Source organism: Nocardioides sp. URHA0020, assembly GCF_000620705.1.
In the GTDB taxonomy this organism is placed as follows: Bacteria; Actinomycetota; Actinomycetes; order Propionibacteriales; family Nocardioidaceae; genus Nocardioides.
The window spans coordinates 161567-182072 of record NZ_KK211167.1; the positions used below are offsets into that span (position 1 = coordinate 161567).

The window sequence follows — 20506 nt, forward strand, 5'->3', positions numbered from 1 at the left end:
ACCTCACGAACCACCCAGGAGCACCCGTGTCCAAGCTGAAGGCCAAGGACCCCCTCGCCCCCGAGCGGGGACCCGTCGCGTCGCCGCGATTCATCGTCGCGCTGGTCCTGATGGTGCTCGGCATCGCCTGGATCGCGTACTACTACATCGCCTTCGACCCGATGGCCGTCCCGGCGAAGACCGGTGGCTCGCCGGCGTTCCTGCGCGACCTGGGCGACTGGAACTACCTGATCGGCTTCGGGCTGCTGATGGTGGGTCTGATCGTCTCGGCCCACCCCTCCACCCCGCTCGGTCGCGGCCGCGGCGTCGTGGTCGGCATGCTCGGCTGCTTCCTGGTCGGCCTGCTGTGGATCTGCACGTACTACGTCTTCAGCAACGACCTCAGCAGCATCCCGGTCTTCGATGACCTGGGCCAGAAGAACCTCTTCGTCGGCATCGCCTTCATGGCCGTCGGCTTCACCTTCGCCACCCGCTGGGAGTAGCGCGCACGCGCCACTGCGCCCGCCACTGCACACCCGACGCCGGTCGGTCCGCGAGGACCGGCCGGCGTCGCTGATTTGTCCACACCTGTGCACACAGTTGTGGAGGAACTACACGGGTGTAGTTCTCCACAGGTGAGTGCACAGGTGTGGAGAACTCGGGCTCGGCCGCGCGAGGTCGTCGAGACCCCCGAAGTGGCTGCTCGGACGCGGGTCCGACCGCCCATTCGGGTGTCTCGACGGCTCAGGCCAGCGCGGCGGTGCGGACGGCGACCGCCAGCAGCGTCAGCACGGTGACGGCGACCAGGCCGGCGGACTGGTACGCCGTCCGGTGCTGGCGCGGGGCGTAGACGAGGATGCCGGCGACCAGGACGCCGCCGACGAAGCCGCCGAGGTGGCCCTGCCAGGAGATGTTCGGCACCGCGAAGGTGATCAGCACGTTGACGGCGATCAAGCCCCACAGCGCCCGCAGGTCGCCGCCGACCTTGTGCGCCACGACGAGCAGCGCCCCGAAGAGGCCGTAGATCGCGCCGGAGGCGCCGATCGTGAGCTGGTACTCGCCCGCCGCCCACATCACGACGGCCGAGCCGACCAGCAGCGAGACCAGGTAGAGCGCGAGGAAGCGCACCCGGCCCAGCACCACCTCCAGCTGCGGACCGATCATCCACAGCGCGAGCATGTTGAACGCGATGTGCGTGATGGTGACGTGGGTGAAGCCGCCGGTGACGAGCTGCCACCAGGCGCCGTCCGAGACGCCGGGCATCCACTGCCCGGTGCAGCTGGCCGCGTCGCCTTGGAGCTGCACGAAGCCGTTCTGCAGGTCGCAGACGCCGTTCGGCCGCAGGCCCAGGAGGTCGAGCAACCGGCTGCCAGCACCGCCTGACGCCAGGAGGGCGACCCAGACCGCGACGTTGATCCCGATCAGGACCCCCGAGGTGATCGAGGCGTTGGTGGGCCGCAGCCCGCCGTACGCCGTCCGCCCGGCCCGGGTCGACTTCGCGCCCTCGGCGACGCACTGGGGGCACTGGAAGCCCACGGCCGCGTCGCGCATGCAGTCCGGGCAGATCGGCCGGTCGCAGCGCTGGCACCGGATGTGCGACTCGCGGCCGGGGTGCCGATAGCAGGTCGGCACCCCGGCCGGGGCCGGATGATCGGTCATCGGTGGTGGTGGATCAGGCGCCGACGATCTCGACGGTCTCGATGACGACCGGGTCCTTCGGCTTGTCGCCGGGGCCGGTCGGGGTGGCGCCGATCGCGTCCACGACGTCGCGCGAGGCCTGGTCGGCCACCTCGCCGAAGATCGTGTGCTTGAAGTTCAGCCACGTCGTCGGCGCGACCGTGATGAAGAACTGCGAGCCGTTGGTGCCCGGGCCGGCGTTGGCCATCGCGAGCAGGTAGGGCTTGTCGAAGGTGAGCTCGGGGTGCGGCTCGTCCTTGAAGGTGTAGCCCGGGCCGCCGGTGCCGGTGCCGGTCGGGCAGCCGCCCTGGAGCATGAAGCCCTCGATGACGCGGTGGAAGACCAGGCCGTCGTAGAACGGGCCCGTCTTGCCGTTGCCCGCGTCGTACTCCTTGGTGCCCTGGGCGAGCCCGACGAAGTTGTCGACCGTCAGGGGGGCGTGGTTCGGGAACAGGTTGATCGTGATGTCGCCCCGGTTGGTCTTCAAGATGGCCTGCTGGTCCGCCATGACTGCCTCTCACGTTTGGTGGGTACACCACGGACGTACGCGGTGCTGTTGCGGTCCGATCCTCGCACGGTCGACAAGCAGCCCGCCCGCTGGCCGGCCCCCTGGTTCGGTCACCGGTGACATGATCGAACCAGCCAGGGACACGACGAGAGGAAGCCCCATGGGTCTGCGGAAGAACAAGTCGATCCTCGACCAGGCCGGTGACACGGTGAGCGAGTACTACGACCAGGTCGGGTCCGTCGTCGCGACGGCGATCGAGAAGGCCGGCCCGGCGCTGGCCGACGCGAAGACCAAGGCGGCGCCGTACGTCGCCGACGCCAAGACCAAGGCGGCCCCGTACGTCGCCGACGCCCGCGCCAAGGCCGCACCGGCCATCGCCGCAGGAGCAGCCGTGGCGGCGGACAAGATCGCCTCCGGCGCGGCCATCGCCGCCGAGAAGGCCGCCGTGGCCTCCCAGGCCGCGGCCGTCAAGGTCGCCGAGGTCGCCGAGCCGACGAAGAAGAAGAAGGGCGGCAAGCTCAAGAAGCTGCTCCTCCTCACCGGGCTCGCGGCCGCAGCGGCGTTCGTCGTCACCCGCCTCAAGGGTGGCAAGGAGAGCGACAACTGGCAGTCGTCGTACACGCCGACCCCGGCGCCCGCGCCGACCCACGCGGCCGCTCCGGTGACCGAGGACGACGGGGCCGGCGCCACCGCCGGCGAGGCGATCGCCGACCAGGTCGAGACCCCGCACGCCGTGACCACGCCGGACGAGCCGGCCGACGTCATCACGCTGGACGACACCACCAAGTAGGACCGCTCGAGCAGCCGCGCGGCTCAGCGGGCACCGGCGCGCCAGTCGCGCCACCGTCCCTGCGCCGCGCGGCCCGCTCCGCCCGCTCGAGCACCCTCAGCGGGTCCGCTGGCGCAGCCGCGCCCGACCGGTCGGCATCTCCACCGGTCGGTTCTCCGCGATCCAGGCGTCGATCGTCTCCCACCAGCCGAAGAGCCACTCGATCCGCTCCTCGCGCCCGCTCGGGATGTCGGCCCGCGGGATCTGCCACCACCGCATGATGATCCGCTTGTCCATCGGCAGCTCGCGCCAGATGTCGGCCGCGGAGACCAGGTGGTCCAGGCCGGTGTGGGCGACCAGGACGACGTCGGCCTCGGGCGCGGCGTCCAGCGCCGCCAGGAAGCCGCCGGGTCGGGGCGCGAGCACGTGGATCATCTGCTCCGCGCGCTGCGCCATCCGCTCCATCCCGAGCCTGCGCAGCCGGTCGATCGCCTTCTGCCGGCGCCGCGGGGTGAAGTTGCCCCCCTCGGGGAAGATCACGAACGCGTCGTTGCCGTCGAGCCCGCTCGCGAGGTCCGCGATCTGCGACTCGAGGTCCTCGTCCGGTCCCGGGTTCGGGGTGATGAAGCGCGCCGGGATGCGGTTGAGCACCACCGAGATCGCGGGGTCCCAGGCCAGGGTGTCCTTGAGGACGACCCGTGGCTCGCGGTGGTACCACGCCATCAGCGTGTGGATGAGCACGAACGAGTCGCCCGGACCGGCGTGCCGGCAGCACACCAGGATCGGCCGGCCGTGGTGCTCGAGCGGGCCGGGTCCCTCGGACTCGATCTCCAGGCGCAGCACCCGGCGGGCCTCGCGGAAGAAGATCCACATGGTGCCCTGCACCAGGTCGTAATGGATGCCCTCGAAGTACGCCGTGCGCAGCCGCCACCCGAAGCCGGACGCCATCCACAGCCCCAGCATCACCACCAGCAGCAGCGCCTCGCAGGTGAGGTAGACGACCATCACCCAGAAGAGGCGCAGCGGCCGCAGCCACCCGGGCACGATCGGCGAGATCACGGCCGCGCCGAGCAGCCACAGCGGGAGCGTGAACCAGGCGAGCCCCGCCAGGGCCACCACCAGCGGCGCGATCACGCAGCGCCGCAGGACCCAGGTCACGGGTCGCTCGCTGGCACCGGCCCGAGATGCTCATCGAGGTACGCCACAGTCGCCTCGTAGGTCAGGTCGATGCGCTCCTGCACGCCGGAGAAGTCGCGGGTGCCGAGCACGCTGTCGTCCTTGCCCGACGTGCCCCGCGCCGGCAGGACGTGCGCCTCCACGCTGGCGGGCAGCTCGGCGAGCTCCCGGTTGAAGCGGTGCCGCCGCGCGATCTCGAAGGACACCCGGGCCACCTCCCACGGACGCCGGGGGACCGTCAGCGGTCGGTCGATCCGACCCACCTGCAGGACGAACACCCGCGACGCCCCGAGCTGGACGGCTCGCCCCAGCGGGATCGAGTTCACGATGCCGCCGTCGAGGTAGTGCTCGTCGCCCACCTTCGCCGGAGGCAGCAGGCCGGGCACGGCGGCGCTCGCGACCACCGCGTCGACGACCGGGCCGGAGTCGAACCAGTGCTCGGCGGCCCGCTCGATGCTGGCGGCGCAGACCTGGAACCGGACCGGGAGCTCCTCGAAGGTCAGGTCGCCGAACTCGTCGACCAGTGCCTGCTTCAGCGGCGCCGACGACCAGAGGTGGGTGCCCGTCGAGACGGCCCGGCGTACGGTGCGCAGCGGGCTGTCGCCGTACACCTCGGCGCCGGAGCCGGCGCTCTGCCAGAGCGCGGTCAGCTTCGGGATGACCGAGGCGTCCGGGTCCCGGGCGACCATCGCGCCGTTGAGCGCGCCGATGCTGGTGCCGAGCACCAGGTCGGGGGTGATGCCGCGCTCGAAGAGCGCCCGCAGCATCCCGACCTCGACCGCGCCGAGCACGCCGCCGCCACCGAGGACGAAGGCGGTGGTCGCGGTGGTCGCGGGCTGGCTCACACCGTCGAGGGTGCCACGAGCTCGGGGTTCTCGGCGCGCACCTTCTGCGTCACGCGGTGCTCGACCCAGAAGATCAGCAGCGGCACCAGGCCGGCGATCAGCATCAGCAGGGTGAACGGGATCGACCAGCGGGCCCGACGGGCCAGGAGGAACGCCACCACGACGTACACCATGAAGAGCCAGCCGTGGAAGAGCCACATGATGCTCGCCGTCTCGCCGAACTGCTGGAGGCTGCTGCCCTCCGCGGCGAGGTACTTCAGGGGCATGGCCACCAGGGCGCAGAAGGCGAGCAGCACGCCCACGACGAGGGCCAGCACGCGGTAGGCGTTGAACAGCTTCACGGGCACAGCCTACGGATCGCGCGGGGGCGAGCCGGCGGCGTCCTCGACGACCGGCCGCTCGGCTGCGGTGTCGGTCACCCAGCGCCACCAGATGAAGGCGGCGAAGAGGCCGAAGAACCACCACTCGATCGCGTAGAGCAGGTTGCGGATGCCCGTGAACGTGCCGACGTCGGGCAGCTGGTCGACGCTCGCGCGCTCGAGCCCCGGCTCAGGCTCCGTGGCGACGCCGTACGCGCCGTAGAGGTCCTGGTCGACGTGCTGGATGAGGTCCGCGATCCGGAGCTGAGGAAGTACGTCGTCGGTGGGGTCCCGGTCGACCTCGCCGGTGCCCTCGGGGGGCTGCAGCCACGCGTCGAGGCTGGTCGGGCCGCTGGGGGCCGCCGGCGCCTGGGCCGGGTCGGCGACCCAGCCGCGCACGATCGGCAGGGCCGAGCCGTCCGCGTCGTCGACGGTCAGCGGGGTGACGACCCAGTAGCCCTTCGCGCCGTCCTGGACCCGGCCCGACACGTAGACCGTGCCGCCCGGCACCCACGTCCCGCTGACGGTGACCGGCTGCCCGACCTTGGTGCCCGGGAAGGGGTCGTCCGGGCCGATCACGTCGGTGAGCGGGACCGGCCGGGCGTGCGTCAGGTCGTCCGCCTCGGCGTCGCGGTGCGCCTGCCACGCGTCGTACTGCCAGACCCCGAGCCCGACGGCGGCCGCGACGAGCACGACGGCCAGCAGGTGCGCGCCCCAGTAGCGAGGGGCGAGCGGGCTGGGCACGCGCTCCAGCGTACGGAGCGGGCGTCGTGGCCGACGAGCAGGGCCGCCCACCTCGGCCGGCATCGGCGTGGTGGGCGGCCCGCGTGGCTCAGCTGCGGCTCTTCTTGGGCTTCTTGACCTTGACGACGGTCGAGGCCTTGGAGCCGGAGAGCTCGCCGTTGCCCTGGTAGGCGACGCTCACCTTGCGCTTGCCGGGCTTGAGGGCCGGGAGCCTGACCGGGACGAAGCCGTCCTCGACGCGTGCCCAGACCGAGCCCTGACCGGAGACCGACACCTGCGCCCATCCGGTGACCTCGTCGACGGGACCCTTGACCCGCACCAGGGCCAGCCCGCCGCTCACCTTGACCGAGGTCGTCGACTTGTTCTTGGCGACCGTGGCGCTGGTCTTGGTGACCGGTCCGGGTGCGAGGTCGGCACCGCCGGCGAGAGCCGCCGTCAGCAACTTGAGGATGCCGGGGTAGCTGATGGTCGCGCTGATCTTGGCGCCCACGTCACGACGGCCCAGCGTGTACTGCGTGCCCTTCGCGGTGGCGATGACGGTGCCGCCGCGCTTCCAGACCACCTTGGGGGCGATGAAGTCCCCGACCAGGTCGCCGAGCACCTCGCCGAACGTCGCCGCCGAGGTGACGACCAGCGTCTCGCCGACGCGGGCAGCGCCCGCGAGCTTCGGGGTCGCCGTGACGACCGTGTACGTCGCGGCCGGGCCCTCGTCGGTGACCGTGATCGCCTTCGTGAAGGTCGGCACCACCGGACCGCCGAGCCCCCCGATGGCGTCCAGGCCGCACGGCGTGACGCCCACGCACGTGAAGAGCGGCCACCCGCCGAAGACCATCAGCGCGTAGTCGCCGACCGGGACGTCGGTCGCGGTGTACGACGACTGGAGCGTGCCCCCGACATCCGGGACCATCGAGATCGGGGCGTCGCCGTTGACGGGGACGAGCTGCACCATTCCCTTCACCGGGGTGCCGAGGTCGTCCGAGATGTCGATGGTGGCCGTGCCGAGGCCGTCGGGGTCGGCGTGGGCCGGTCCGGTGACGACGAGCGGGGCGGCGATCAGAGTGGCGGCGGCAGCGAGGCCGATCAGTCGGGACAGGGGGGTACGCACATGTGCTCCTAGGGTGCAGACACGAATCTGGCGCACCGATTGAACCGAACTCCCGCCACCCGCGGAGCGGATTGCGCGGGGCCGTGGCGCTGGACTAGTCCTGTGATCGCCGACCGCGAGCACCAGCGGGCCCCACGCGGACGAACGTCGCGGCCCGTCACATGAGAAAAGACCGCAGGATCTCCTGCGGTCTCAGGTGGTGGAGCCTAGGGGACTCGAACCCCTAACCCCCTGCTTGCAAAGCAGGTGCGCTACCAATTGCGCCAAGGCCCCCGGTGGAGCTGATCGAGCAGCAGATCAGGAGCGGGTGACGCTGTCCGTCGCCTCGGCCCAGAGAGCCTGCTCGTGCTTGCCCTCGTCGAGCTTCTTCTTGACCACGACGGCTGCGCCGGCAGCGATCGCGAGGAGCAGGATCTTCTTCATGGTGACTCCCGCGGAGCTGGGTGGTGTGACCGGGATGGTGGGCCTAAGAGGACTTGAACCTCTGACCTCTTCCTTATCAGGGAAGCGCTCTAACCGTCTGAGCTATAGGCCCCGGACCGAGAGGGGACATTACCCCACCCTCGGAGCCCCCGACAAAACGGCGGGGGAGCTGGGGGTACTCCGTCAGCGCTGGTCCTCGGCGAGGGTGAGCTCCACCCCGCCCAGAAGTGCCGCCGCCATGTTGTAGAGGAAGGCGCCGAGGGTCGCGATGGCGGTGATCAGGATGACGTCGACGACCGCGACCAGCATCGTGAATCCCATGACGCGGGAGATCCCGACGTACTTCTCGACGTCGAAGTCGGCGGCGTCCTGGCCTCCGACGACGTCCTGCACGGTCTGGTTGATCGAGGTCCACACGCCGGCCGCGGAGAGCACCGACCAGATGATGAAGACCGACACGACCGTGACCACGCCGAAGGCGATCGCCAGCAGGAACGACGTCTTCATGACCGACCACGGGTCGATCCGCGTCAGCCGCAGTCGGGCGCGCCGCGGCGGCTTCCGGTTGGGGGAGGCCTTCTTGGCGGCCGCCTTGGAGCGCGGGTCCGCGTTGGCGCGGTGCTCGTCGGTGGCCTTGCCGACCGTGGACGTGATCCGCTCACCGAGCCCGGGCCGGGTGGCGGTGTCGGTCACGGAGTCCTGGGCCGGCCGCTCGGTGGCGGGACGGCCGGTGGGCTTGCGCGTGGCCGTGCGCTCGGCGGTGCGCTCGGCGGAACGGTCGGTCATCAGACCTCACTCTCCCCGTCAGTGTCGGGTCCGGATGCGTCAGCGGAGTCGGACGCGGTCTCGTCCACTGTTCCCCCGATTGTTGCACCCACGCCGGCATCGGACGATTCACCAGCGCCCTGCCCGCCGTCGACCAGGTCCTCGGACTCGGCCTCCTCGTCCTCGCGGGACTCCACGGAGCGGGCCACCACGGCCACCGAGTCACCGGACTTCGGCCCGACGAACTTGACGCCCATCGTCGAGCGTCCGGTCGGCCGGAAGTCGGCGTTGATCGGGCTGCGCACGACCTGGCCGTTCTGGGTGATCGACATGACCTCGTCACCCTCCTCGACGATGAAGGCGCCGACCAGCTGACCGCGGTCCTCGTTGGCAAGCGCCATCGCCTTGATGCCGAGGCCACCGCGGTTGGTGGTGCGGTACTCCGAGATCCGGCTGCGCTTGGCGAAGCCGCCGTCGGTGATCGTGAAGACGTACTGCTCCTTGACGTCCGCGACCTCGCCGGCCTCGGTCGCCTCCTGGGCGGCTTCCTCCGCGGCGACCTGCTCGGCGCGGATCACCGACATCGACAGCACCGAGTCGGCCGCCGTGCGGAACTTCATGCCGGTCACGCCGGAGGTGGCGCGACCCATGGGTCGCAGCTGGCTGTCGTCGGCGCCGAAGCGGATCGCCTGGCCCTTGCGGGAGACGAGCAGGATGTCGTCCTCGGCGTTGACCAGCTCGGCGCCGATCAGCTCGTCGTCGTCCTCGCGGAAGTTGATCGCGATGACGCCGGCCTGACGCGGGCTGTTGTAGTCGCCGAGGCGGGTCTTCTTGACCAGCCCGTTGCGCGTGGCGAGCACCAGGTACGGCGCCTGCTCGTAGTCGCGGATCGCCAGCACCTGAGCGATGTTCTCGTCCGGCTGGAAGCTCAGCAGACCCGCTACGTGGCCGCCCTTCGCGTCGCGCGACGCCTCGGGCAGGTTGTAGGCCTTGGTGCGGTAGACCCGGCCGGCTGTGGTGAAGAAGAGCAGCCAGTGGTGGTTGGTGGTGGCGATGAAGTGCTCGACGACGTCGTCGCCGCGCAGCGTCGCGCCGCGCACGCCCTTGCCGCCGCGCTTCTGGATCCGGTACGCGTGCCGCTGGGTGCGCTTGGCGTAGCCGCCGCGGGTGATCGAGACGACCAGCTCCTCGTCGGGGATCAGGTCCTCCATCGAGAGGTCGCCGTCGGCTGCGATGATCTGGGTACGCCGCTCGTTGCCGTACTTGTCCACGATCTCGCCGAGCTCGTCGACGACGATCTGTCGCTGCCGCGAGACGTTGGCCAGGATGTCGAGGAAGTCCGCGATGACCAGCTCGATCTCGGCGAGCTCGTCGATGATCTTCTGACGCTGCAGGGCCGCCAGCTGGCGCAGCTGCATGTCGAGGATCGCGGTCGCCTGGATCTCGTCGATGTCGAGCAGCCCGATCAGGCCCTCGCGGGCCTCGGCCACGTCGGGCGACCGACGGATCAGGGCGATCACCTCGTCGAGCTGGTCGAGGGCCTTGGCGAGGCCGCGCAGGATGTGGGCGCGCTCCTCGGCCTTGCGCAGCCGGTACTCCGTACGCCGGCGGATGACCTCGATCTGGTGCGTGACCCAGTTGCTGATGAACTGGTCGATCGACAGCGTGCGCGGCACGCCGTCGACCAGCGCGAGCATGTTGGCGCTGAAGTTGGTCTGCAGCTCGGTGTGCTTGAGCAGGTTGTTGAGCACCACCCGCGCGACGGCGTCGCGCTTGAGCACGATCACCAGGCGCTGACCGGTGCGGTCGGAGGTGTCGTCGCGGACGTCGGCGATGCCCTGCACCTTGCCGCTGTCGGCGAGCTCGGCGATCTTCAGCGCGAGGTTGTCCGGGTTGACCATGTACGGCAGCTCGGTGATCACCAGGCAGGTGCGACCGCGCGCGTCCTCGTCGACCTCGATCACCGCACGCTGGGTGATGGACCCGCGCCCGGTGCGGTAGGCCTGCTCGATGCCCTGGTGGCCGACGATCAGCGCACCGTTGGGGAAGTCGGGACCCTTGATCCGCTCGAGCAGCGCCTCCTGGAGCTCCTCGCGGGTCGCGTCGGGGTGCTCGAGCGCCCAGGTGGCACCGGCCGCGACCTCGACCAGGTTGTGCGGCGGGATGCTGGTGGCCATGCCGACCGCGATGCCGGCCGAGCCGTTGACCAGCAGGTTGGGGAACCGCGCCGGCAGCACGACGGGCTCCTCGGAGCGACCGTCGTAGTTGGGCTGGAAGTCGACGGTCTCCTCGTTGATGTCGCGGACCATCTCCATGGCCAGCGGCGCCATCCGGCACTCGGTGTACCGCATGGCGGCGGCGGAGTCGTTGCCCGGCGAGCCGAAGTTGCCCTGGCCGTTGATCAGCGGCGCGCGCATCACCCACGGCTGCGCGAGGCGCACCAGGGTGTCGTAGATCGCGGTGTCGCCGTGCGGGTGGTACTGACCCATGACGTCGCCGACGACGCGCGAGCACTTCGAGAAGCCGCGGTCGGGGCGGTAGCCGCCGTCGTACATCGCGTAGAGCACCCGGCGGTGCACCGGCTTCAGACCGTCGCGCACGTCGGGCAGCGCGCGCCCGACGATGACGGCCATCGCGTAGTCGATGTAGGCGCGCTGCATGGAGGTCTGCAGCTCGACCGGCTCGATCCGGCCGCCCGGGCCCAGAGGGGGAGTGCCGCCGTCGGTGGGGGTCTCAGTCACAGGTCTTGTTCTCTCTCGTCGGCTCTACTGGAATCTAGTGATCTCGCTAGAGATCTAGATATCCAGGAATCGGACGTCCTTGGCGTTGCGCTGGATGAAGGAGCGGCGCTGCTCGACGTCCTCGCCCATCAGGATCGAGAAGATCTCGTCCGCGTGGGCCGCGTCGTCCAGGGTCACCTGGAGCATCAGGCGCTGGTCGGGATCCATGGTGGTCTCCCACAGCTCCTTGGCGTTCATCTCGCCCAGACCCTTGTAGCGCTGGACCGGGTTCTCCTTGGGCAGCTTCTTGCCGGCCGCCTGGCCCTCGCGGAGCAGGGCGTCCCGCTCGGCGTCGGAGTAGACGAACTCGTGCTCCTGCGGCTTGTTCCACCGCAGCCGGTAGAGCGGCGGCTGGGCCATGTAGACGAACCCGCCCTCGATCAGGGGGCGCATGAAGCGGAAGAGCAGCGTCAGCAGCAGGGTGTTGATGTGGTGGCCGTCGACGTCGGCGTCCGCCATCAGCACGACCTTGTGGTAGCGCAGCTTGTCGATGTTGAACTCTTCCTGGATGCCGGTGCCCAGGGCGGAGATGATCGACTGCACCTCGGTGTTGGCGAGCACCTTGTCGATGCGGGCCTTCTCGACGTTCAGGATCTTGCCGCGGATCGGCAGGATGGCCTGGATCCGCGGGTCGCGGCCCTGGCGGGCCGAGCCGCCGGCGGAGTCACCCTCGACGATGAAGACCTCGCACTCGGCCGGGTTGGTCGACTGGCAGTCCGAGAGCTTGCCGGGGAGGCTGCCGCCGCCGAGCAGTCCCTTGCGGGAGCGGGCCAGGTCGCGCGCCTTGCGCGCGGCGATGCGCGCCTGGGCGGCGGCCTGCGACCGACGGACGATGTCGCGGCCCTCGGCCGGGTTCTGCTCGAGCCAGGCGCCGAGCTGGTCGTTCATGATGCGCTGGACGAAGCCCTTGGCCTCGGTGTTGCCGAGCTTGGTCTTGGTCTGGCCCTCGAACTGCGGCTCGCCCATCTTGATCGAGATGATCGCGGTCAGGCCCTCGCGGATGTCGTCACCCGAGACCCGGTCCTCGGGCTTCTTCATCAGGCCCCACTCGAAGCCCCAGTTGTTGACGAGGGAGGTGAGCGCCGCGCGGAAGCCCTCCTCGTGGGTGCCGCCCTCGTGGGTGTTGATCGTGTTGGCGAAGGTGTGGACCGACTCGGAGTACGTCGTGTTCCACTGCATCGCGACTTCGAGGCTCATGTGGTTCTCGGTCGACTCCGGGGTCTCGGCGTCGAAGGAGATGATGGTCGGGTTGGCGACCTGCTTGCGGCGGTTGAGGTGCTCGACGTAGTCGACCAGGCCGCGGTCGTACTTGAAGACCTGCTCGATGCCGCCGCTCTCGGCGCGCTTGAGCGCGTCGGCGCGCTGGGCGTCGGTCTCCTCGGCGACGATCTCGTCCTCGACGGCGTCGGCGATCTCGTCGGCCGCGGGACGCTCGTCACGCACGACGATCTCGAGACCCTTGTTGAGGAAGGCGTACTCCCGGATCCGCGACGTGATCGTCTCCAGGGAGTGGGTCGTGGTCTCGAAGACGTCGGGGGAGGCCCAGTAGGTGATCGTCGTACCGGTGCGCTCGCCGGGCTCCATCGCCCGGACTTCCTCGAGCGGGCCGTCGGGCACGCCGATGGTGAAGCTCTGGCGCCAGACGTGTCCGCGGTTGCGGACCTCCGCGATCAGGTGGCTCGACAGCGCGTTGACCACAGAGACGCCGACGCCGTGCAGACCGCCGGACACCTTGTAGCCGCCGCCGCCGAACTTGCCGCCGGCGTGCAGGACCGTCAGCGCGAGCGTCAGCGCCGGGATCTCCTGGCCGGGGGCGGTGTCGGTCGGGATGCCGCGACCGTTGTCCTCGACGCGGACCCCGCCGTCGGCCTGGAGGGTGAGGACGATGCGGTCGCAGTGACCGGCCAGCGCCTCGTCGACCGCGTTGTCGACGATCTCCCAGATCAGGTGGTGGAGTCCGCGCTCACCGGTCGAGCCGATGTACATGCCCGGGCGCTTGCGGACGGCCTCCAGGCCCTCGAGGACCTGGATCGCGGACGCGTCGTACTCCGTCTCGATGCGGCCCGGGGCCACGGTCGTGGTCGAAGGGGCGGTGGGGGCCTCGTCGGCCTGGACGGGGTTGACGTCGCTCACGCGTACCTCTTCTGACGGCAGTCCTGACATGGAGACGGCCGCGGGAGTCGATGCCCTGCGGCCGATGTCCATGATAGCCCTCAGAAGGCCGTATTCCACGCGTGGCCCTCGGAGCAGGGGGGATCTGTGGAGGAAAAGTGGCCCGTCCCGCCCCGTGAGCGCCGATCGGAGGGCCTCGCAGGGGGTCGGACAGGTCCCGGTACGGCGACGGGGCGCTCAGATCGTCTCTGTCGCTCCCGTGCCCGGCTCAGCCGTAGGTGTCGCGGGGACCCCGGCCGTCCCGGGCCGAGCGGGGGCCCTTCTTCCAGGTCGGGCCGTGCGGGCCCAGCACCTCGATCACGGTCACGGTGCCGTGGCCGAGCTCCTCGTTGAGGCGGCGTACGACGGTCGGGGCGAGCAGCCGGAGCTGGGTGGCCCAGGCCGTGGAGTCGGTGCGCACCACCAGCCGGCCATCGTCGAACGTCTCCGGCGTGCAGTGCTGCGCGACCTCGGTGCCGACCAGCTCGGCCCACCGGCCGAAGACGCCCTGGACGCGCAGGTCGAGCGCCCAGCCGTGGTCGGCGACCAACCGGCCGAGGGTGTCGTCGAGCAGCTGGGGGTCGCGGTCGTCGGGGTGCGCGCCGGTGACCCGGCCGCGGGTCGTGCGCTGGTCGAAGCGCTTGGGCTTGCGCGCCTTCGGGGTCGACCTGGCCGTCGACCGCGTCAGCGCCCGGGCCAGGTCGAGACCCTCGGCCTGGTGGCTCGCCTCCACCGGCTCCGCCGGTCCGGACGACTCCGGGTCCGACGGAGCTTCGTCGGGGGGCTCAGTGCTCACGGACCACCTCGCCGCCGCCGACGGCGTACCGCACCCCGGCCAGCGCCTCGGGCACGTCGGCGCCGACCGCTGCGGTCACGAGCACCTGCTCGGCGCCGGCGACCAGCTCCGCGAGCTGGGCCCGGCGCTCGGTGTCGAGCTCGGCGAAGACGTCGTCGAGGATCAGGATCGGGTCGTCGCCGTCGGAGCGGAGCAGGTCGTACGACGCCAGCCGCATCGCCAGCGCGAACGACCACGTCTCGCCGTGCGAGGCGTAGCCCTTGACCGGCAGCCGGTCCTGGTCCGGGCCGTGGCCGATGCTGAGCAGCAGCTCGTCGCGGTGCGGGCCGACCAGGGAGATCCCGCGGTCGAGCTCGTCCTTGCGGCGCCGCTCGACCTCGGCCAGCAGTGCCTCGGCGAGATCCTCGCGGCCGGTGCGGCCCTCGAGGTCGAACGACGGTCGGTACTCGACGTCGGCGTCGTCGCGGCTCGCGCCCCGGGCGACCGTCTCGTACGCCTTGCCGATGTAGGGCCGCAGCGCCTCCACCAGGGTCAGGCGCTCGGCGAGCAGCTCGGCGCCGGTGCGCGCGAGGTGGTCGTCCCAGACCCCCAAAGTCGAGAGGGCGCCCTCCTGGCTCGAGGAGCCGCGGCGCGCGGCACCGGCGGTCTTCAGCAGCGAGTTGCGCTGCTTGAGGATCCGGTCGTAGTCGGCACGGACCCCGGCCAGGCGCGGGGTGCGCAGCACCAGCAGGTCGTCGAGGAACCGGCGCCGGTCCGACGGGTCGCCCTTCACGAGGGTGAGGTCCTCGGGTGAGAAGACCACCGTGCGCACCAGGCCGACCAGCTCGCGCGCCCGGGGGAGCGGAGACCGGTTCACCCGGGCCCGGTTGGACCGACCCGGGTTGATCTCGACCTCGAGCACCGCGGTGCGACCGTCGCGCACGACGGCCGCGCGCACGACGGCCTGGTCGGTCCCGGCGCGGACGAGCGGCGCGTCACCGGACACCCGGTGCGAGGCCAGGCGCGACAGGTAGTCGATCGCCTCGACCAGGTTGGTCTTGCCCTGCCCGTTGCGTCCGATGAACGCCGTCACCCCGGGCCCCAGCTCGACGTCCGCCGTCGCGTAGGAGCGGAAGTCGTGGAGCGAGAGGTGCGCGACGTACACGGAGGTCGGCTAGGTCGGCTGGATCAGCCGGCGTCGCCGCCGGCCGGCGGCTCCGTGTGCACCGCGTGACCGCCGAACTGGTTGCGCATGGCCGCGATCGCCTTCATCGCGGGGCTGTCCTCCTGGCGCGAGGTGAAGCGCGCGAAGAGCGAGGCCGCGATGACGTTCATCGGTACGGCGTTCTCGATCGCGGCCTCGACGGTCCACCGGCCCTCGCCGGAGTCCTCGGCGTAGCCGGAGATCTTGTCGAGGTGCGGGTCCTCCTCGACCGCGGCGACCAGCAGGTCGAGCAGCCAGGACCGGATCACGGTGCCGGAACGCCAGGAGTCGAAGACGTCGGTGACGTTGTCGACGAGGTCGACCTTCTCGAGCAGCTCCCAGCCCTCGGCGTAGCTCTGCATCATCGCGTACTCGATGCCGTTGTGGACCATCTTGGCGAAGTGGCCGGCGCCGGGCTTCTTGCCCGCGTGGACGAAGCCGCCCTCCTCGGGCTTGAGCGCGTCGAGCGCGGGCTGCACCTTCGCGACGTCCTCGTCGGTGCCGCCGACCATCAGCGCGTAGCCGTTCTGCAGACCCCAGACCCCGCCGGAGACTCCGCAGTCGACGAAGCCGATGCCCTTCTGGGCCAGCTTCTCGGCGTTGATCTGGTCGTCGGTCCACTTGGAGTTGCCGCCGTCGACGACCAGGTCGCCGTCGCTCAGCAGCTCGCCGAGCTCCTGGATCGTGCCGCGGGTCGGGTCCCCTGCGGGCACCATGACCCAGACGACCTTGGGTGACGGCAGCTGTTCGACCATCGCGGCCAGGCTGTCTGCGTCTGCCAGGTCGGGGTTGCGGTCGTAGCCGATGACGGTGTGGCCGGCGTCGCGCAGACGGGTGCGCATGTTGCCACCCATCTTGCCGAGCCCGACGAGTCCGATGTCCATGACGACAGCCTAGAACGTGGTGGTCAGGACAGCAGTCGGCGAGGCATCAACAAGTAGCGGAACGCGGTCTCCGCCTCGCCCTCGGTCGACCCGCTGAGGACCACCGGCTTGGAGGCCTGGGTGAACGCGAGCTCGATGACCTGCTGGTCGATGACGGTCAGTCCGTCGAGGAGGAACTGCGGGTTGAAGCCCGTGGTGATGTCGTCGCCCTGGATGCTCGCCTCGATCGACTCGGAGGCCTGGGCCTCGTCACCGGAGCCGGCGTCGAGGGTCAGGACGCCGTCGCTGAAGGCGAGCTGCACCGCGGTGTTGCGCTCGGCGACCAGCGACACGCGTCGGACCGACTCGATCAGCGCGGTCTTGTCGACGAGCGCGGTCGTCAGGTGCTCACCGGGGAAGAGGCTGCGGACCTTGGGGAACTCGCCGTCGAGCAGGCGGGTGGTCGTACGACGTCGACCGCCGGGTGCGTCACCCTCGAAGCCGATGATGCCCTCACCGGTGCCGGTGGTGGACAACGCGATCGTCACCTCGCTGCCGGCGGTCAGCGCCTTGGCGGTGTCGCCGAGCACCCGGGCGGGGACCAGCGCGGCCGCCGAGACGTCCGGGGCGTGCGGGCTCCAGGTCAGCTCGCGGTGGGAGAGCCGGAAGCGGTCGGTGGCGAGCAGCGAGATGGTCGAGCCGTCGATCTCGATCCGCACGCCGGTGAGCACGGGCAGCATGTCGTCGCGGCCGGCGGCGGTCACGGCCTGGGCGACGGCGTGGGCGAAGCCCTCGCTGTCGACGGTGCCGGTCGCCGCGGGCATGTCGGGCAGGGCGGGATAGTCCTCGACCGGCATCGTCTGGAGGCTGAACCGCGCCGATCCGCAGGTGAGCGAGACACGGGCACCGTCGAGGACCATGTCGACCGGCTTGGCCGGCAGGCTGCGGCAGATGTCGGCGAGCAGGCGGCCGCTGACCAGGGCGCGGCCCTCGTCGCTGACCTGGGCGCTGAGGGTGGCCCGGGCCGAGGTCTCGTAGTCGAAGGTGGAGAGCACCAGACCGTCGTCGGTCGCCTCGATGAGCAGTCCGGCGAGGACCGGGACGCTGGGACGGACCGGGAGGCTGCGCGCAGCCCAGGCGACAGCATCGGCGAGCACGTCGCGCTCGACGCGGAACTTCACGATGGGTCCTTCTGGTCGGTCGTCACGGACGGTGGGATTGCAGATCCTGCCATGCAGGCACCGCGAGCGGGAGGTTCGGTGTCGTTTCGGGCCCCGGGGACGGGGCGACCCGGCACGGCGTTCGGGTGGTTGTCCCCAGGTTGGGACCCGGTTGGACGTTTTCGGGGGATCGATCTGTCTAGAGGTACGGAGGAGTCATAGCAACGGTGGAAACTGTGGACAACTTCCGTACCTGCAGGTCAGGACGGCGATTCGACGTGCACAGGGGCTGTGGAGAGAAGCGGTGCCACCCGGGTCCCGGTGTGCACTCGGCCCGGCGCTGCACACCCCGGTGGCCGCGAGTGCACAGGGCCTCGGTCCGGATGTCACGCGGGACCACACCTCATCCACAGGCCGGAGAACCACACGTCGTCGTGTGGTTCGAGCCGGCGATCAGGACTGGCGCGCCTGGAGCTTGACCCGGTTGGTGAGCTCGCTGACCTGGTTGAAGACGGCGCGGCGCTCGGCGAGCAGCTGGTTGATCTTGCGGTCGGCGTACATCACCGTGGTGTGGTCGCGGTTGCCGAACTGGGCGCCGATCTTGGGCAGCGAGAGCGCGGTGAGCTCGCGGCACAGGTACATGGCGATCTGCCGGGCCATCACCAGGTGCCGGCCGCGGCTGGGGCCGGTGAGCTCCTCGATGGACAGCCCGAAGTACGCCGCGGTCTGCGCGATGATCAGCGCGGCGGTGATCTCGGGCTCGCCGCCCTCGGGGATCAGGTCCTTGAGCACGATCTCGGCCAGGGTCATGTCGACCTCCTGGCGGTTGAGGTTCGCGAATGCCGTCACCCGGATCAACGCTCCCTCGAGCTCACGGATGTTGGTCTGGATCTTGGAGGCGATGAACTCCAGGACGTCCGGCGGCGCCGTGAGCCGGTCCATCGCGGCCTTCTTGCGCAGGATGGCGATGCGGGTCTCGAGGTCGGGCGGCTGCACGTCGGTGATCAGGCCCCACTCGAACCGGTTGCGCAGTCGGTCCTCGAGCGCCTCGAGCCGCTTGGGCGCGCGGTCGGAGGTGAGCACGATCTGCTTGTTGGCGTTGTGGAGGGTGTTGAAGGTGTGGAAGAACTCCTCCTGGGTCTGGGTCTTGCCCTCCAGGAACTGGATGTCGTCGATCAGCAGCACGTCGACGTCGCGGTAGCGGCGCTTGAAGCGGTCCTGCCGGTCGTCGCGGATCGCGTTGATGAACTCGTTCGTGAACTCCTCGCTCGACACGTAGCGCACTCGCGCGGAGGTGTAGAGGGAGCGGACGTAGTGACCGATCGCGTGCAGCAGGTGCGTCTTGCCGAGACCGGAGTCGCCGTAGACCAGGAGCGGGTTGTACGCCTTGCCCGGGGCCTCGGCGACGGCGACGGCGGCCGCGTGGGGGAACCGGTTCGACGAGCCGATGACGAAGGTCTCGAAGGTGTACTTCGGGTTCAGGCGGGTCTCGAGCGAGGACGACGGCCGGGTGCCGCCGTCCGCACCGTGGGCGACCGGCTCGGGAGTCGGCGGCTGCGGTGCGGGGATCGCGGGATGCGTGTTGACTTGGTGATTAGTCGACAAGTCGATCTGTGGATGGAGTGGCTCGTCCGACGGCGGGGACGTGGCCTCGGTCTCCAGGGCCGGGTTCACCGTCACCGCGATCCGGATCTCCCGACCGAAGCGCAGGCTCAGGGCGTCCTCGAGCTGGGCGCGCAGCCGGCCCTCGAGCTGGTTGCGCGTGAAGTCGTTGGGCACCGCGACGATGGCGGTGCTCTCGTGCAGGGTCACCGGCTCGCTCGCGCTGAGCCAGGCCCGCTGGTTGGGCTGGAGGTCGTCGACCACGCCCCGCCAGGCGACGTCGAGGTCCGAGGTCTGCTGCTCCACCGCTCCCGCTTTCTTTCCTACTGGTCGTGCTCACCGGTTGGGACGACGAGTTGGTCCACAACTTTGTCCACAGGCTGTGAACCCGACGCTCACACTGTGGAGAGAGTCGGTCCGAGACACGTCCGAGACCCGGCATTTGCATCGTTCGTGCAGGTCAGGTGCTTGTGGATACCGTTGTGTCTGGCGTCACACGACCCGCAGATGCGGTCCGGATCGGGGTCGGCGGGGAACCTCGGTCGGCTGGAACGTAACAAGGTTGGGACGCCAGCGGCAACCCGTCATCCACAGGCAGGACGGTGTCGGGGCCGTGTGGGTTTGACCCTGTGGAATCCCAGCGCGTACCGTTGCTCGGTCACCCGGTGTCGACCGGTGCCGCATGTCCACGAAGAGCAGCCGACCATCTGGTCAACTCGTGGATGGGCGGTGCCAGCCGAAAGGCGTCAGGTACTGCCGTCCCGGCCCGATGTGGCTGCCCTGAGCCAGTCATGGCCTCAACCAGTTGGAGAAGAGCTCGTGAGCAAGCGTACGTACCAGCCGAACAACCGTCGCCGTCACAAGGTGCACGGCTTCCGCCTCCGGATGCGCACCCGCGCCGGTCGCACGATCCTGTCGTCGCGTCGCCGCAAGGGCCGCAAGAACCTGGCGGTCTGACGGCGCGGTCCGCCGCCCCAGGCCGGCACGTGCTGCCCCCGGAACTCCGTCTCACCGACGGCGCGTCCTTCCAGCAGACCGTGCGCGCCGGCAGACGGGCCGGCAGCCGGACGCTGGTGGTGCATCTCGCGCGCGAGGTGGGCTCCCCGACCGGCTCCTCCGGTCCCCGGGTCGGCTTCGTGGTCAGCAAGGCGGTGGGCAACGCCGTGGTGCGCAACCGCGTGAAACGCCGGCTCAGACACCTGGCCCGGGAGCACGTCTCGTCGCTCCCGGGCTCTGCTGCGCTCGTGGTCCGGGCGCTCCCGGCCGCGGCGTCTGCCTCGAGCGGGGAACTCTCGGCCGATCTGGTCCGTTGCCTCGCTCGGGTGCGGGAAGAGGTGACGCGATGAGGTACGACCCCGTCCGCTGGCTGCTCATCGGCCTGCTGCGGCTCTATCGCTGGGCGGTCAGCCCCCTCTACGGTCAGGTCTGCCGCTACCACCCCTCCTGCTCGGCGTACGCCCTCGGAGCCGTCACCACGCACGGCAGCCTGCGCGGCAGCTGGCTGACGCTGCGGCGACTGCTGCGCTGTCACCCCTGGGCGGCCGGCGGGTACGACCCGGTGCCACCTCGTACGTCCCGCGGTCACGCGGGCCCCTGTCCCTCACCCCAGCAAGGAGCCTGA

At 70.3% G+C, this 20506-nt stretch carries 21 protein-coding genes and 2 tRNA genes; 5 read left to right on the forward strand and 18 right to left on the reverse strand.

Annotation, left to right across the window (positions count from 1 at the left end; all coding sequences use genetic code 11):
- Positions 1-26 precede the first annotated feature (26 nt).
- The gene (locus N542_RS0109510; RefSeq protein WP_028643721.1) at positions 27-482 is read left to right on the forward strand and encodes a cell division protein CrgA; all 456 of its coding nucleotides are present in this window, start codon (positions 27-29) and stop codon (positions 480-482) included.
- A gap of 241 nt (positions 483-723) precedes the next feature.
- Here the strand turns inward: N542_RS0109510 and N542_RS0109515 are convergent, their stop codons facing one another.
- Complete coding sequence (locus N542_RS0109515) at positions 724-1638, reverse strand: rhomboid family intramembrane serine protease (protein ID WP_028643722.1); 915 nt, start codon at positions 1636-1638, stop codon at positions 724-726.
- A 13-nt stretch (positions 1639-1651) separates the two neighbouring features.
- Positions 1652-2164 carry a peptidylprolyl isomerase gene (locus tag N542_RS0109520; protein WP_028643723.1) on the reverse strand — a complete coding sequence of 171 codons (513 nt, stop codon included), beginning with the start codon at positions 2162-2164 and terminating at the stop codon, positions 1652-1654.
- A 160-nt stretch (positions 2165-2324) separates the two neighbouring features.
- Here N542_RS0109520 and N542_RS27855 point away from each other — a divergent pair, with 160 nt between their 5' ends.
- Positions 2325-2954, forward strand: coding sequence for a hypothetical protein (locus N542_RS27855; RefSeq protein WP_051551566.1), 630 nt, complete (start codon positions 2325-2327; stop codon positions 2952-2954).
- 96 nt (positions 2955-3050) lie between these two features.
- On the opposite strand, the gene N542_RS0109530 is transcribed toward N542_RS27855, so the two are convergent.
- The 16 genes from N542_RS0109530 to dnaA all read right to left on the reverse strand — a co-directional run bounded on the left by N542_RS0109530 (position 3051) and on the right by dnaA (position 19191).
- A complete protein-coding gene (locus N542_RS0109530; protein ID WP_028643724.1) occupies positions 3051-4091 on the reverse strand; it encodes a 1-acyl-sn-glycerol-3-phosphate acyltransferase in 1041 nt (346 codons plus the stop codon).
- Positions 4088-4954, reverse strand: a complete 867-nt coding sequence (locus N542_RS0109535) for a patatin-like phospholipase family protein (protein WP_028643725.1) — start codon at positions 4952-4954, stop codon at positions 4088-4090. Before N542_RS0109535 ends, N542_RS0109530 begins: the two co-directional genes overlap by 4 nt.
- Positions 4951-5295 (reverse strand): DUF3817 domain-containing protein, encoded by a 345-nt coding sequence (locus N542_RS0109540; RefSeq protein ID WP_036507441.1) that lies wholly within the window; start codon positions 5293-5295, stop codon positions 4951-4953. Before N542_RS0109540 ends, N542_RS0109535 begins: the two co-directional genes overlap by 4 nt.
- A 9-nt stretch (positions 5296-5304) precedes the next feature.
- A complete protein-coding gene (locus tag N542_RS0109545) occupies positions 5305-6057 on the reverse strand; it encodes an SURF1 family protein (RefSeq protein ID WP_028643727.1) in 753 nt (250 codons plus the stop codon).
- 88 nt (positions 6058-6145) lie between these two features.
- Positions 6146-7162: a hypothetical protein gene (locus N542_RS0109550; RefSeq protein WP_028643728.1), complete on the reverse strand. Its 1017-nt coding sequence runs from the start codon at positions 7160-7162 to the stop codon at positions 6146-6148.
- Positions 7163-7359: 197 nt separating this feature from the next.
- Positions 7360-7435 (reverse strand) — tRNA-Ala (locus N542_RS0109555).
- A gap of 24 nt (positions 7436-7459) precedes the next feature.
- Positions 7460-7585, reverse strand: coding sequence for a DLW-39 family protein (locus N542_RS28080; protein WP_231482581.1), 126 nt, complete (start codon positions 7583-7585; stop codon positions 7460-7462).
- 35 nt (positions 7586-7620) lie between these two features.
- Positions 7621-7697 (reverse strand) — tRNA-Ile (locus N542_RS0109565).
- Positions 7698-7768: 71 nt separating this feature from the next.
- Positions 7769-8371 (reverse strand): DUF3566 domain-containing protein, encoded by a 603-nt coding sequence (locus N542_RS0109570; protein ID WP_028643729.1) that lies wholly within the window; start codon positions 8369-8371, stop codon positions 7769-7771.
- Entirely contained in the window at positions 8371-11010 is a 2640-nt protein-coding gene (gene gyrA / locus N542_RS0109575) for a DNA gyrase subunit A (protein WP_231482613.1), read from the reverse strand. Before gyrA ends, N542_RS0109570 begins: the two co-directional genes overlap by 1 nt.
- Positions 11011-11145: 135 nt before the next feature.
- A complete protein-coding gene (gene gyrB / locus N542_RS0109580; protein ID WP_442937443.1) occupies positions 11146-13293 on the reverse strand; it encodes a DNA topoisomerase (ATP-hydrolyzing) subunit B in 2148 nt (715 codons plus the stop codon).
- 217 nt (positions 13294-13510) lie between these two features.
- Positions 13511-14077 (reverse strand): DUF721 domain-containing protein, encoded by a 567-nt coding sequence (locus N542_RS0109585; protein ID WP_028643732.1) that lies wholly within the window; start codon positions 14075-14077, stop codon positions 13511-13513.
- A complete protein-coding gene (gene recF / locus N542_RS0109590) occupies positions 14067-15221 on the reverse strand; it encodes a DNA replication/repair protein RecF (RefSeq protein ID WP_028643733.1) in 1155 nt (384 codons plus the stop codon). The genes N542_RS0109585 and recF overlap by 11 nt, the downstream gene beginning before the upstream one ends.
- Positions 15222-15244: 23 nt before the next feature.
- On the reverse strand, positions 15245-16144 hold the full coding sequence (gene gnd / locus N542_RS0109595; RefSeq protein ID WP_028643734.1) for a phosphogluconate dehydrogenase (NAD(+)-dependent, decarboxylating): 900 nt from the start codon (positions 16142-16144) through the stop codon (positions 15245-15247).
- Positions 16145-16167: 23 nt separating this feature from the next.
- Positions 16168-17304: a DNA polymerase III subunit beta gene (gene dnaN, locus N542_RS0109600; RefSeq protein ID WP_028643735.1), complete on the reverse strand. Its 1137-nt coding sequence runs from the start codon at positions 17302-17304 to the stop codon at positions 16168-16170.
- Positions 17305-17736: 432 nt separating this feature from the next.
- Positions 17737-19191 (reverse strand): chromosomal replication initiator protein DnaA, encoded by a 1455-nt coding sequence (gene dnaA / locus N542_RS0109605; RefSeq protein WP_028643736.1) that lies wholly within the window; start codon positions 19189-19191, stop codon positions 17737-17739.
- A 513-nt stretch (positions 19192-19704) separates the two neighbouring features.
- Between dnaA and rpmH the strand changes: the two genes are divergently transcribed.
- Genes rpmH through yidD form a run of 3 tightly spaced genes read left to right on the forward strand, consistent with a single transcriptional unit; the run spans position 19705 to position 20506 of the window.
- Positions 19705-19842 (forward strand): 50S ribosomal protein L34, encoded by a 138-nt coding sequence (gene rpmH, locus N542_RS0109610; protein ID WP_028643737.1) that lies wholly within the window; start codon positions 19705-19707, stop codon positions 19840-19842.
- 29 nt (positions 19843-19871) lie between these two features.
- Positions 19872-20231 carry a ribonuclease P protein component gene (gene rnpA, locus N542_RS0109615; RefSeq protein ID WP_028643738.1) on the forward strand — a complete coding sequence of 120 codons (360 nt, stop codon included), beginning with the start codon at positions 19872-19874 and terminating at the stop codon, positions 20229-20231.
- On the forward strand, positions 20228-20506 hold the full coding sequence (gene yidD / locus N542_RS0109620; RefSeq protein ID WP_028643739.1) for a membrane protein insertion efficiency factor YidD: 279 nt from the start codon (positions 20228-20230) through the stop codon (positions 20504-20506). The genes rnpA and yidD overlap by 4 nt, the downstream gene beginning before the upstream one ends.

What these genes read in the sequence shown, in the direction of transcription:
- N542_RS0109515 (WP_028643722.1), bottom strand. Translation starts at nt 1,638, where the DNA reads ATGACCGATCATCCGGCCCCGGCCGGGGTGCCGACCTGCTATCGGCAC.
- N542_RS0109520 (WP_028643723.1), bottom strand. Translation starts at nt 2,164, where the DNA reads ATGGCGGACCAGCAGGCCATCTTGAAGACCAACCGGGGCGACATCACG.
- N542_RS27855 (WP_051551566.1), top strand. Translation starts at nt 2,325, where the DNA reads ATGGGTCTGCGGAAGAACAAGTCGATCCTCGACCAGGCCGGTGACACG.
- N542_RS28080 (WP_231482581.1), bottom strand. Translation starts at nt 7,585, where the DNA reads ATGAAGAAGATCCTGCTCCTCGCGATCGCTGCCGGCGCAGCCGTCGTG.
- N542_RS0109570 (WP_028643729.1), bottom strand. Translation starts at nt 8,371, where the DNA reads ATGACCGACCGTTCCGCCGAGCGCACCGCCGAGCGCACGGCCACGCGC.
- gyrA (WP_231482613.1), bottom strand. Translation starts at nt 11,010, where the DNA reads ATGCAGCGCGCCTACATCGACTACGCGATGGCCGTCATCGTCGGGCGC.
- gyrB (WP_442937443.1), bottom strand. Translation starts at nt 13,293, where the DNA reads ATGTCAGGACTGCCGTCAGAAGAGGTACGCGTGAGCGACGTCAACCCC.
- gnd (WP_028643734.1), bottom strand. Translation starts at nt 16,144, where the DNA reads ATGGACATCGGACTCGTCGGGCTCGGCAAGATGGGTGGCAACATGCGC.
- yidD (WP_028643739.1), top strand. Translation starts at nt 20,228, where the DNA reads ATGAGGTACGACCCCGTCCGCTGGCTGCTCATCGGCCTGCTGCGGCTC.